Annotated in this window: 14 protein-coding genes; all 14 read right to left on the bottom strand. The window is 48.7% G+C overall.

The genetic code is table 11. The features are described 5' to 3' along the window. Positions 1–58: 58 nt before the first annotated feature. Positions 59–319, bottom strand: a complete 261-nt coding sequence (locus ACFVU8_RS02560; RefSeq protein ID WP_036656334.1) for a stage V sporulation protein S — start codon at positions 317–319, stop codon at positions 59–61. Between the two features lie 201 nt (positions 320–520). Further along, on the bottom strand, positions 521–1,315 hold the full coding sequence (locus ACFVU8_RS02555; RefSeq protein ID WP_175371982.1) for a TIGR00282 family metallophosphoesterase: 795 nt from the start codon (positions 1,313–1,315) through the stop codon (positions 521–523). 87 nt (positions 1,316–1,402) lie between these two features. Further along, positions 1,403–2,944 (bottom strand): ribonuclease Y, encoded by a 1,542-nt coding sequence (gene rny, locus ACFVU8_RS02550; protein ID WP_175371885.1) that lies wholly within the window; start codon positions 2,942–2,944, stop codon positions 1,403–1,405. 302 nt (positions 2,945–3,246) lie between these two features. Beyond that, on the bottom strand, positions 3,247–3,984 hold the full coding sequence (locus ACFVU8_RS02545) for a regulatory protein RecX (protein ID WP_387425738.1): 738 nt from the start codon (positions 3,982–3,984) through the stop codon (positions 3,247–3,249). Positions 3,985–4,101: 117 nt separating this feature from the next. Further along, positions 4,102–5,166 (bottom strand): recombinase RecA, encoded by a 1,065-nt coding sequence (recA, locus tag ACFVU8_RS02540; RefSeq protein WP_175371887.1) that lies wholly within the window; start codon positions 5,164–5,166, stop codon positions 4,102–4,104. 270 nt (positions 5,167–5,436) lie between these two features. After that, complete coding sequence (locus ACFVU8_RS02535) at positions 5,437–6,723, bottom strand: competence/damage-inducible protein A (RefSeq protein WP_379464336.1); 1,287 nt, start codon at positions 6,721–6,723, stop codon at positions 5,437–5,439. A gap of 45 nt (positions 6,724–6,768) precedes the next feature. Next, a complete protein-coding gene (pgsA, locus tag ACFVU8_RS02530) occupies positions 6,769–7,356 on the bottom strand; it encodes a CDP-diacylglycerol--glycerol-3-phosphate 3-phosphatidyltransferase (RefSeq protein WP_175371889.1) in 588 nt (195 codons plus the stop codon). Between the two features lie 334 nt (positions 7,357–7,690). Then, positions 7,691–8,182, bottom strand: a complete 492-nt coding sequence (locus tag ACFVU8_RS02525; RefSeq protein ID WP_066361986.1) for a YajQ family cyclic di-GMP-binding protein — start codon at positions 8,180–8,182, stop codon at positions 7,691–7,693. 195 nt (positions 8,183–8,377) lie between these two features. Continuing rightward, positions 8,378–8,539 carry a hypothetical protein gene (locus ACFVU8_RS02520; protein ID WP_175371890.1) on the bottom strand — a complete coding sequence of 54 codons (162 nt, stop codon included), beginning with the start codon at positions 8,537–8,539 and terminating at the stop codon, positions 8,378–8,380. A gap of 84 nt (positions 8,540–8,623) precedes the next feature. Continuing rightward, positions 8,624–9,595 (bottom strand): RodZ domain-containing protein, encoded by a 972-nt coding sequence (locus ACFVU8_RS02515; protein WP_387425737.1) that lies wholly within the window; start codon positions 9,593–9,595, stop codon positions 8,624–8,626. Positions 9,596–9,621: 26 nt separating this feature from the next. Continuing rightward, the gene (locus ACFVU8_RS02510; RefSeq protein WP_066361996.1) at positions 9,622–10,389 is read right to left on the bottom strand and encodes a DUF3388 domain-containing protein; all 768 of its coding nucleotides are present in this window, start codon (positions 10,387–10,389) and stop codon (positions 9,622–9,624) included. Positions 10,390–10,567: 178 nt separating this feature from the next. After that, positions 10,568–10,831: a DUF3243 domain-containing protein gene (locus tag ACFVU8_RS02505; protein ID WP_175371893.1), complete on the bottom strand. Its 264-nt coding sequence runs from the start codon at positions 10,829–10,831 to the stop codon at positions 10,568–10,570. Between the two features lie 144 nt (positions 10,832–10,975). After that, positions 10,976–11,743, bottom strand: a complete 768-nt coding sequence (ymfI, locus tag ACFVU8_RS02500; protein ID WP_387425736.1) for an elongation factor P 5-aminopentanone reductase — start codon at positions 11,741–11,743, stop codon at positions 10,976–10,978. Further along, entirely contained in the window at positions 11,743–13,023 is a 1,281-nt protein-coding gene (yfmH, locus tag ACFVU8_RS02495; RefSeq protein ID WP_387425735.1) for an EF-P 5-aminopentanol modification-associated protein YfmH, read from the bottom strand. Before yfmH ends, ymfI begins: the two co-directional genes overlap by 1 nt.

Genomic DNA, 13,023 nt, shown 5'->3' with positions numbered 1-13,023 from the left:
TATGCAGCAAAAAAGCCTGTTTACCAAAGTAAACAGGCTTTAAACAGATCAATCTCTATTATCTCGGTTCAACAATAAGTTTAATCGCCGTCCGGTCTTCTCCATCAATAACTATGTCGGTAAAGGCAGGAATGCAAATCAAATCAACACCGCTTGGTGCCACAAATCCCCGGGCGATGGCTACAGCTTTCACTGCCTGATTCAGTGCTCCAGCTCCTATTGCCTGCAATTCGGCCGTTCCACGTTCACGAAGAACACCTGCTAATGCACCGGCGACGGAATTTGGATTGGATTTAGCTGATACTTTTAATACATCCATGTAAGTACCTCCCCTGGGAAAAATGATGGTGTTCTTCCACTCTGTAGATGTTATTCGCGGGAGAAGAAATAATTCCTTCTTTTTGCGGGCTACTTCTACTCAAATTGGTACAAAAGATACTCTTTTTCGATATAAAAAAGATCACACTTCATCCTAAAACGTTGCTTTCGCCCGATTCATCTTACATTTTGACCGTTCCTCTTAATCCATGATCCAATCGCCTTCGCGCATGCGGATCTTCTCCAGTTTGGTAGCCGCTCCAGTAGCCTCGTCCAGTTCTGCAAATAAACCGTGCAGCTGCCACTTCCCTTCGTCCACGACGAAGCGTGACGGAAGCTGCGTCTTGAATTTGTATAGGACCGCTTCTTTTTCCATACCCAATATTCCTTCTCTTGAACCAACCATGCCGGCATCGGTCAAGTACGCAGTTCCCCCAGGTAAAATTACATCGTCATTGCTCTGCACATGCGTATGGGTCCCGACAACGATCGACGCACGTCCATCCATGTGATAGCCCATGGCAATCTTCTCGGAGGTCGCTTCCGCATGGAAATCAACCAGGATGCATTTGTGCTGTCTGCGCAGCTCTTCCACAATCTCATCGCCCGTGCGGAACGGACAATCGATAGCCGGCAAAAAGGTGCGTCCCTGCAGGTTCACAATCGCTAGTTGCTTGCCGTTAGCTTTTACTACCGTATATCCACGTCCTGGTGTGCCGGGAGGGAAGTTCGCCGGACGAATCAGCCGGGGCTCATCGTCAATAAACTCAAAGATATCACGGTTATCCCATGTATGGTTACCCATCGTGATGCCGTGGACACCCCAGTTGAAGAATTCGTTCGCAATAGCCGACGTTATCCCGCGACCAGCAGCCGCGTTCTCACCGTTGACGATAATGATGTGGGGTTGGTATTTGCTTTTCAGGGAAGGCAGCATTTCACGTAACGCTTTTCTTCCGGTATTGCCGACGATATCACCAATAAATAGTACTTTAATAAGACTCTCCTCCTAGACTTGCACTTGGTTTGAAACTCGTATTTACAGAAAAATGGCCCCGTTTGGGGGCCACTATTCTTCATTTGCTTATTTAGCGTATTCTACCGCCCGAGTCTCACGGATTACAGTGACTTTGATATGTCCCGGATAATCCAGTTCATTCTCAATCATCTTCGTAATATCACGAGCCAGACGGAAAGCTTCCGCATCGTCAATCTTCTCAGGTTGTACCATTACGCGAACCTCACGGCCCGCCTGAATGGCGTATGATTTCTCAACACCTTCGAAAGATTCGGAAATTTCTTCAAGTTTCTCCAGACGCTTGATGTACGTTTCCAGTGTTTCCCGACGAGCGCCAGGTCTTGCTGCCGACAGAGCGTCAGCCGCACCAACCAACATTGCAATCACCGAAGTGGCTTCACAGTCACCATGGTGGGACGCAATACTGTTGATAACTACCGGATGTTCCTTGTACTTCTTCGCCAGTTCGACGCCGATTTCTACGTGTGAGCCTTCTACTTCATGATCCAGCGCTTTGCCGATATCATGGAGCAATCCGGCACGTTTTGCAAGCACGATGTCTTCCCCAAGCTCACCGGCCATAAGCCCTGTCAGATAAGCGACCTCCATGGAGTGCTTCAATACATTCTGTCCATAGCTTGTACGGAATTTCAAGCGGCCCAGAATCTTGATCAGGTCTGGATGCAAGCCGTGAACACCCACCTCGAAGGTAGCCTGCTCACCGTATTCACGAATCCGTTCGTCCACTTCTTTGCGGGATTTCTCCACCATCTCTTCAATGCGGGCTGGATGGATACGTCCATCTGCAACCAGCTTCTCAAGTGCCGTACGGGCCACTTCGCGACGGATTGGATCAAATCCTGATAGAATAACTGCTTCCGGCGTATCATCAATAATGAGGTCAATACCGGTGAGAGTCTCCAGTGCCCGGATGTTGCGGCCTTCACGACCGATAATCCGTCCCTTCATCTCTTCATTCGGCAGCGTAACAACCGAGACGGTTGTCTCCGCAACGTGATCAGCTGCACAGCGTTGAATGGCGAGCGTAATGATCTCGCGGGATTTCTTATCCGCTTCTTCCTTCGCCTGCTGTTCGATTTCCTTGATCATTTGTGCGGTTTCGTGGCGAACTTCCTGTTCTACATTGCTGAGAATAATGCTTCTTGCATCGTCGATGCTCAGATTGGAAATACGCTCCAATTCAGTAACTTGGTTCTTGTAAATGACATCAATTTGTTGTTGGGTTTCATCGATTCGTTTCTCTTTGTTAGCTACTTGTTCTTCTTTTCGCTCGAGCGATTCCATTTTTTTATCCAGCGATTCTTCCTTTTGCAGCAAACGTCTCTCTTGTCGTTGGATTTCGTTCCGACGTTCACGAGTTTCTTTATCAGCCTCGGTACGGATTCTGTGGACTTCGTCCTTAGCTTCCAATACCGTTTCCTTCTTCAGCGCTTCTGCCTCTTTCCTCGCGTTTTCCACGATGACTACGGCTTCTTTCTCAGCGCTTGAAATTTTAGCTTCTGCAAGGGATTTACGAATAAAATAACCGAACCCAAAGAATAAGGCAGCTACAACGAGAACGATAATGATCCAGGCCCAAGTTGGCATCTGTTCACCTCCTCGTTGGTTCCTCCAAGGTATGCCTTGGGAATTTGTGCAGTTGTTCAACTATCCGTTTCATCACCATACAAAAAACCGGTAACCTCACCGATTGCCATACTGCACATGCTGCACATGCACACTGCCCGCCATATCCGGCGATTACATATCATATGAGTTGTATGCGAACCGCAAACAGAATCACCTTTTTGGGAAGGAAAAAGGGTTCTTACTTTTGCCGATTCATGTTATATTTTATTATTTATAAAAAGACATTGTCAAGAGAGCTCATCCCTTAAGTAAAGTCAAGTCTAGTAATCCATGAAGTATGGATCCTCTTCTTGCCCTTCTGCATTCTCTTCTTCGAGCAAGATGTTGATCACCTGGCGCACCATTTCTCCCGGAAAACCGCGCCGCATAAGGAAGGCTCCCGTCTTGCGCCTTTTGTCGACGACTTCCCCGCGAATCATATTCCACTTCTTGCGTCCTGTCTGGAGTGCACTCGCCAATTCGTCCTCAGGGCTGATATTCTCCAGCGCTTCTGCAATCAGTGACTTATCGATTCCTTTCTCACGCAGCTCCTGCCGAATCCACATCTTACCCTTGCGCTGGTTCGTGAGGCGCTGCTCCGCCCACTGCTTGGCGTACAGCGGATCATCAATAAAACGTTCCTCCTGCAGCCGCTGCACCACTTCCGCAATAATAGTCTCTCCTATTTCCTTCTGCCGTAAACGGCGGGCCATTTCCTGCGCAGTTCGCGGCTTGCGCTCCAGATAGCGGAGACCTTCTACATAAGCACGCTGGCGCTCATCCGCAACTACAATCTCCTCCAGATCAGCCTTGATAAAAGAATTGCCCGTGATCATCCGGTATTTAATCATGACATCTTCATGAACGGTCATCGTATAAGGGCCGAAATGAATGATGTAGCGGTGATCCGACTTCTTCTGCCGCTCTACCCGCGTGATTTCAAGCACCCCATCATCCGGAAAATCAGATAACGCCTGCTCCTCCTGCTCTTCCGGCTCCGAATCAAGTTGTATAACCATGTTGCTTGTCACCTCATTGCAATTATCGTATACCTTCTTCAACGTCTTATGATTATGAAAAGACACCCTGTCATGTCGTTCACAGGGCGCCTATACTTAGCGAATATTCAATTCAGACTATTCGATTTCCATCAGCAGATTTTCTTCTTCTTCCTGCTCTGCTGCAATCTCAGATTCACTTGGAGCAGCCACAATCGTCGTCAGATTGCTGGCTTCACGAATCTTGTTCTCAATTACGAGGGCGATGTCCTGATGTTCTTTCAGGAACTGCTTAGCGTTCTCCCGTCCCTGACCAAGACGTTCGCCTTCATAGGAATACCAGGCACCACTCTTGTTTACGATATCCATCTCTGTACCGATATCCACAAGACTGCCTTCCTTGGAAATCCCTTCACCGTACATAATATCAACATCCGCCTGCTTGAACGGAGGCGCTACCTTGTTCTTAACAACCTTGATTTTCGTCCGGTTACCCACAACATCGTTGCCCATCTTGATGCTCTCTACGCGACGTACATCAAGTCGAACGGATGAATAGAATTTCAGAGCCCGGCCACCAGGAGTCGTCTCAGGGTTACCGAACATAACACCAATCTTCTCACGAAGCTGGTTAATAAAGATCGCAATGGTGTTCGATTTGTTGATCGCACCAGACAGCTTCCGCAGAGCTTGAGACATTAGACGAGCCTGCAGACCTACGTGAGAATCTCCCATGTCGCCTTCAATCTCTGCCTTTGGCACCAAAGCTGCCACGGAGTCAACAACAATGATATCTACCGCTCCACTGCGGACAAGCGCTTCAGCAATTTCCAACGCCTGTTCGCCTGTATCCGGCTGCGAAAGCAGCAATTCATCTATGTTCACGCCCAGCTTGTTAGCATATCTCGGGTCAAGTGCATGCTCCGCATCAATAAATGCAGCTTGTCCCCCAAGCTTTTGTACTTCTGCAATTGCATGAAGCGCAACTGTGGTCTTACCGGAAGACTCCGGTCCGTATACTTCGATAATACGTCCCTTCGGAAATCCGCCAATCCCCAATGCGATATCCAGTGCCAAAGCTCCACTAGGTACAACTTCCACTTGCATGTGGGTGGATTCGCCTAGTTTCATTACAGAACCTTTACCGAATTGCTTTTCTATTTGACGAAGCGCCATCTCAAGCGCCGCACGACGATCTGACAATCAGACCACTTCCTTCACTGTTGTTTATAATATATATAATAACGTGTTTTGAAGACCTTGCCAAGCTTTTTTTCGAACATACATTCGTTTTTTTTGACTTTCGGCCTATCTCTCCCTTTTATTGTAAGCCCCCTTCCGGTTGCAAATAATAAGAGCTTCGCGGCCAGGAGAATCATCTTACCCTGATTCTCAAACAAAAAACCGCGGCATAGAAAGCTCTGCGCCACGGTTCTTCCGTATGTGTCAATTATACAACGTCTTCCAAAGAGATTACAAGTCGGAGCCTTCCAGCGGAGTCTCCACCTGCCGCTCCTCCAGCCTGCGCCAGAGACGATACAGCAGTGCTTTTACCGAACGCAGCCGGATATTCTCGCGTGTACCCTGCAGATTCAGCTCATACACTTCAGTCTGGCGGTTCCGCTCGGCAATTCCGATAAAGACGAGTCCCACCGGCTTGCGTTCAGAATAACCCGGTCCGGCAACGCCGGTAACCGACAGTCCGAAATCGCTGTCGGCAATCATTCTCACCTGCTCGGCCAGCACCTCAGCAACCTCACGGCTAACGGCGCCCGGAGCATTGGTGCCCTCCAGAAAATCACTCGGTACGTTCAGGAGCTTCTTCTTGATATCGTTAGAATAACAAACGATGCCACCGGCGAACATCGACGCGCTGCCGGGAATATTCGTAATGCTTTCCATCAGCAGGCCGCCAGTGCAGCTCTCCGCCGCACTCAAAGTCAGCCCTGCATCCGCCATCCAGTCCACAATCAATTGTTCCAGAGGTACGTCAATGTTCGCATACATATGTTCCGGAAGGATATCCTTGATCTGCTTTTCCAGAACATCCAGCTTCTTCAGCGCGTCATGCTCTGAAGGGGCCTTGGTGGAAATGCGGACCGTCACCTCGCCCTCCTTGGCATAGGGAGCAATCGTTGGATCCGTCTGATTGCGGATCAAATCAATCAGCTTGTCCTCCAGCAAGGATTCACCGATACCGGCAAACTTGAGCATTTTCGAGTAAATCGGCATTTCGTCCGTCAGCGCATGCTGCAGTAGCCATGGTTTGGCCTTGTCCGTGAACATTGGCTTCATCTCACGCGGAGGTCCAGGCAGAACAATATAATACTTATCCTCATGCGCCAGAGCTACGCCCACGGCCAAGCCAATCTCATTGGGAAGTGGAGTTGTGCCTTCAATAATCAAAGCTTGCTTGCGGTTGTTCTCTGTCATTACGACCTTACGTGCGTCAAAAAAGCGCTGTACATGATCCATGGCCAAAGTATCGATATGCAAACCACGACCCAGCGCCGCAGCCAGAGCGTCTTTGGTAAGATCGTCTTCGGTGGGGCCGATACCGCCGGTGAAGAGGATCAGATCCGCACGGCTCCGGGCAATTTCGATCGCTTGCTGCAGGCGGTTGCTATTGTCTCCGACTACCGTCTGAAAATAAACATCGATTCCTAGCGCAGCAAGCTCCGTTGATAAGAACTGGGCGTTGCTGTTGACGATCTGGCCGAGCAAAAGCTCAGTGCCGACTGCGATGATTTCTGCTTTCATAACGGGCTGAAGCCTCCTGATTATATAGAGTGAACCGTTCGATTATTATGCTTTATGGAGCTGTAGCAAATCCTTGTTCTTGATAAAATAATCGATCCCCGAATAGATCGTGATCAACGTTGCGGCCCAGATAGCAATATCGTCGACCGGAATGCTGATGAACTGAAACGGGAAATTGTTAAGCAGCAGCAGTGAGATGGCGACAATTTGAACAATCGTCTTGATCTTGCCCCATTTGCTGGCAGCTACTACCTTGCCTTCCAGCAGTGCAACCTGACGAAGCCCAGTGACTGCAAATTCGCGGCTAATAATGACAATGGCGATCCAGGAATCGCATCTGCCCAGCTCCACTAGCGAAATAAGCACAGCGGTAACCAGCAGCTTATCCGCGAGCGGATCAAGCAGCTTACCAAGATTAGTGACCATATTATATTTTCGGGCGATATAGCCATCTATTCCATCCGTGCTAGCTGCCAGCAAGAAAATCACCGCCGCTACCAGATGGTTAACAGAAAGCTGGAATGAGCCCCAGTGTAGCGGCTCCGGATAGAAGCTGTAATCCACCAGCAAAAAAAACATCATAATAGGGATAAGACAAATACGAGCAAGCGTGATGCGGTTGGGCAAATTCACTGAAGTTCCTCCCCTAATCAATCATCCAAATCTTGTTCTAACCATTTCTTACGCAAGTATATTATAGCCATAAAACGGCCGCAGGCAATAGCGGCAGCCCCATCTCATTTATCCCAGGAATACTGTGGGCACCATGGACAGTTGGCTGGATTCTACTCTCTCTATCTATTCAAAAAAACTGCTGCAATATCCATATGTAAATTGAGCCACAAAAGTAACCATTACCTGTCTTGTTATGATGATGCGAATCCGGGATGTTTATACCCTCTCTTCCAAAAACAGAAAGCACCCCGCAAGCTTGCGTGCTGGTACAGCACAGCGGGGCACAGGTATCTTACTTTAAATTGTTAAACTGCAAATCGAGCGGCAAATCAGCTTTGCGCAGAATTTGGATGATTTGTTGCAGATCATCACGGCTCTTACCAGTTACCCGGATTTGGTCACCCTGGATTTGGCTCTTCACCTTCAGCTTGGAATCACGAATCAGAATATTGATCTTCTTCGCGTTATCCTGATCAATCCCCTGCTTCAGGCCCAGGCGTTGACGTACTGTCCCCAGTGACGCAGGCTCTACCTTTCCGAAATCCAGGTTCTTGAGAGTAATGCCGCGCTTCACCATCTTGGACTGCAAAATGTCGATGACAGCGTTCAGCTTATATTCATCCTCAGAGGAAATAATAAGCGCATCTTTCTCAAGTTTCAAACTGCTTTTGCTGTTTTTGAAGTCAAACCGATTATCGATCTCCTTCTCTGTCTGATGAACAGCATTGGTTAATTCCTGCATGTCCATTTTTGATACAATGTCAAACGAACTTTCCGAAGCCATTACTTCACGTCCTTTGCTTACATTTATTCTTTTATTATTATATGAGAAAGATTTGTCCAAGTCTAATTATGGAAGAAAACAATGACCCGACATGCAAAACAGCCCCACAGTGTGGAGCTTTGCCATTCCCTACAAAAACACGCCTCCCGGAGGCATCGAAGGCTCGGGAGACGCTTGATTCCCTGAGTGCAGGACCTATCTGCTGCGGGAAGGTGACCGAAACATGTCCAGAATCCCCAGCACAATATGCGCCAGTCCGAACCCGAGGATTCCATAACCCCAGGCATTTGGTGTCAGGTAATATCCCAGGAGCGTAACGATTACACCTAGCCCTGCTACAATCCAGCTGACAGTCATGATAGAATACACCTCGCTTTGGCGTGAGAACTGTAAATCCTTCTTATGTTCCCCATAAAGCCAAAGCCTATGCATTCCTGCCGTTTACTGCGTTGAAGTGGTTTCCGAATTCGTTGCACCGCTATCCGTTGTGCCGCTGTTCGCAGAACCATTACTGCCGGATGCTTCATCCAGCTCAAGCAAAATGCGGGACGAAGACTTACCGTCTGTCACCTGTTGACCATTGACCGTAATGATTGTTGCTGGCGAATAGCCGGATTTGATGTACATTCCTGTGCTATCAAGTGTAAATGTCATATTATCTCCCGCAGCAGTATTGCCGAAGGAAAGCTTCTCACCCTTGGAGTTAGAGCCTTTGTAGACTTCAAGCCAGCTGACTCCGTTAGCTGCAATCTTCACCTGCACCGCACTTCCTGGAGGGGCAGATACCTTAAAGACTGTACTCTTGCCTGATTTGCGATCCTCAGTGACCGTAACAGCCTGTGGAGGCGGCGTTGGCGAAGGGGTAGGCTGCAATGTAGGCTCTGGCGTAGGTTCCACGCTGGTAGTGCCCTCGGTGGCCGTAGGCTTGGCTGTATTGCCCGCTGCTGGCGGTGGAGTCTGAGCCGTCGCCGGGTCCTGCTGAGCATCCGTTACCTTAGTCGGATCCACCTGATTGCTTTCGCCTTTATTCAGATTAGATGCGTACATATAGATGACAACAATAATCAGGACTGGAAAAGTCCACATTAATAGCGTCGGCAACCACTTGGCGTTGCGTTCCGTCTCAGGTCTGCGGCTGCGCTTTTGAATGACCGTTTCCATTGGGGTGGTTTCCACTGGAGGTGCTGGTACATTGCCATGCTCCTCTAGCAGCTCGTCAGGGTTAACCCCCACTGCTTCCGCATAGGTTTTGATGAACGCCCGGACATAAAAACTTCCAGGGAGCACCTTATAATCCCCCGCCTCGATGGCTTCCAAATATTTTTTTCTGATCTTCGTAACTTCCTGGACATCGTCAAGACTCATACCTTTTTGCAGGCGCGCCTCCTTCAATTGCCGGCCCAGTTCCGACATACCATCACCTCCTTGTTCTCTCATGTTTATAGGTCCTCATTGTAGCTTCCGGTGAATGTCTCGTACAAAATCTCCTCAGTAGGAGAATTTCGCAGTTCAATAATGATATCAAAATCATCAAAGCTGTACTCCGATTCACGCACAAAAATATCCGGATGCTCAATAACCTTCGTACTCGGCATGCTCATCACGTTCTGCAGCAGATTGTAATGCTTCTCATTGGAACGGATCGTACTGACGATACCGTCAATAATAAACACATTATGAGGGTTCATCTCATCCTCTGCAAGTTGGCTGCGCACGGTCTGCCGTAATAGTGTCGAGGACACAAAGGTCCATCTCTTCATCGCACAGACGCTCCCAGCAATAATGGACTCCGTCTTGCCTACACGAGGCATCCCACGCAGTCCTATTACCTGATTGCCTTCACGCTTAAACAGCTCTCCGAGAAAATCCACCAGAAGCCCCAGCTCATCCCTCGTAAACCTGAACGTCTTGCGGTCATCCGAATCCCGATCTATATATCGTCCATGCCGAACAGCCAGCTTGTCCACGAGCCGTGGAGGACGCAAAGCCGTAACGGTAATATTATCAACCTTCTTGAGCATCTCGCCCATCAGCATTATCTTCTCTTCATCGTTCGTCTCGAGCAGCATCCCCCGAGTCTTGCCTTCTACACCGTTAATCGTAATAATGTTGACTTCCAGCATCCCGAGCATAGAAGCGATATCACCGAGCAGACCAGGTCTGTTCTTATGTATCTTATATTCCATATACCACTGTTTATGTTCCACTTGTACACCTCATAGATTCCTTTTCCCTGCACCTGTCCAGACGTCAAAAAAACCTCTGAATCGACAAGGTGCTGCATTACACGGGTCATGTTAATGATATATAAAAAAAAAATGAAAGGCAAGGTCAGTACTGTAATAATTACAGAAAAGCTCCCCGAGGGGAGCTTTTTCCGCGAGCTTATGCGTGTTTTTTCGCCAGTCTGACCATGAGTTTAGCAATTGTTTGCTTCTCTTCGTCATTGCCGACATCCCACAGCTCTTTGATCGCCCGGTTCGAAGAGTTCGCTGGATCTACCTTGTTGTCGAGGAATTCCCCGATTTCAAAAGCCAGCTTGGAGATGGTATCTTCACTCATCCCGATCTTCTCGGCCTGAACGACCCGTTCACCCAGAAATTTTTTCCAGGTATCAAAGTTTTTGATTACCGTATTCTCTGTTGACATCTTAAATCCTCCTTCATGGTTACGGTCAGTCCCTTCGTTTAACGCGAAAGAACCGCCGTCTTGCGTGAGATTTAAAATCAACAGTAATAATATGTCTCGGATGCAAAGTTCTTATGCTGGAGCTTTTCTCCAAGCCCGAGACTTTTAGGTAATCCAGCCCCCGTTCGGGCTGATAACTTGTCCTGTAATATACACGGATTCAGGTAGCGCCAGAAAATACACCAGCGAAGCGATTTCATCAGGCGCGCCAAGCCGTCCAACAGGAATCTCTTCCTCCAGCATGCGCACCTCTTCCTCCTCCAGATTGGCTAGCATCGCCGTATCCACCGCTCCTGGCGCCACAGCATTCACCGTGACACCGGAAGGCGCCAGCTCTTTGGCCAGCGCCTTGGTGAAAGCATTGATCCCGCCTTTGCTGGCCGAGTAGGCCACCTCACAGGAGGCACCGGAAATCCCCCACACGGAGGACACATTGATAATTCGTCCAAAACGCTGTGATACCATATACGGCATAAAAATTTGACTGCAGAGGAATGTCCCCTTCAAATTAACCGCCATAATCTCATCCCATTCCTCTTCGGAAAGGTCTGCCAGCATCCCGTAATGAGCTTTGCCGGCATTGTTAACGAGGATGTCTGGCTGAAGTCCGCAGCTCTCCAGTCTTTCTGCCATACGCAAAAGCTGACTGCGGTCTTTGACGTCCGCAGTCACTGTCATAACTCTTGCCCCCAGGGCCATGCAGCGGCGGGCAACGTCATTCGCCGCTTCATGAGAGTTCATATAATGAATTACAATATTCATGCCCACCGATGCAAAGCGTTCGGCAATAGCGCCGCCGATTCCCCCGCTTCCGCCGGTAATAAGCACAGTCATTTCTCCAATCGGCTTGCTGTTCTCTCCCTGAAACGGCATTAAGGGCTCACCACCAGCGAAACCGCCAGCTGTTCCCAATCTACGTGGCTGCGCAGACGTGCATTGACTTCATCCAATGTGATGGATTCATAGAGCGGAAGCACTTCAAAGAGGTCTCCACCACGGAACTCGTAGCGGGTGAATTCATGAGCAATATTTTCCGGAGAATTCAGCATACGGAGATAGCCGCCGATTTTCTTTTTGCGTGCCCGCTCAAAATCCTTCTCGGCAAATCCGGATTGCAGCAGCGGTTCAATCTCTTCCTTGATCCGCTTGAGCAGCAAATCAGGGTCCTTCGTATCGCCGCCAATAGCGGAGAATGCATATTGCGGCGAGCTGTTGAACTCATGACCAAAGCTGTCGGAGATCAATTCCTCGTCATACAGCTTCTGGTACAATGCCGTACTGCTGCCCAGCAGCAGATCCAGCATCAGCTTGGTTGTCAAATCGCGCCAAACAGCAGCTTCACCAGAAAGACCGAGTTCCTTCTCTTTGAAACCGAACAGGCACTTCGGCATGGAGACAGCCAGTTTGCTCTCTTTGCGCTTGGTGGCTACCTGCTCCGGTTCTTTTTCAAAGATGCGTTCAATATCGCCCTGTATATCATAAGATTTCCCCGCTTGATTGCTGCGGATGAGCTCGAAAACTTTCTCAGGCTCAACACCACCTACGACGAACAACAACATATTGCTCGGATGGTAAAACGAATTGTAGCACGTATACAATGTCTCTTTTGTAATGGTTGAGATAGAATCAATGGTCCCGGCGATATCAATATGAACCGGATGCTTGTCATACATGGCTTCAATGAGGCCAAAATAGACGCGCCAGTCCGGATTGTCAGCGTACATATTGATTTCCTGTCCGATGATGCCTTTTTCCTTCTCCACGTTCTCATCTGTGAAATAAGGCCGCTGCACAAAATCAACTAAAGTGCTGAGGTTAGTCTCGATATTCTCCGTTGCCGAGAACAAATAGACCGTCTGGTCAAAGCTTGTAAATGCGTTCGCGGAAGCACCGTTGGAGGCAAAGGTAGCAAAAATATCGCCTTCCGGCTCCTCGAACATTTTATGCTCCAAAAAGTGGGCAATCCCATCAGGAACCGTGGTTTCTTCCCCGCCGGCTACCCGGAAATGATTATCCACCGATCCGTATTTAGTGGCAAATGTCGCGTAGGTTTTACGGAACCCTGGCTTAGGCAGTACATACACCTGCAGTCCATTGTCCATCACCTCATGATACAATGTCTCTTGAAGCTTGTCGTAACGTAACTGTTCCAC

It is taken from the genome of Paenibacillus sp. NPDC058177 (genome assembly GCF_042883835.1).
GTDB classification, from domain to species: domain Bacteria; phylum Bacillota; class Bacilli; order Paenibacillales; family Paenibacillaceae; genus Paenibacillus_AQ; species Paenibacillus_AQ agri.
This window is presented reverse-complemented; position numbering and strand designations above follow the sequence as displayed.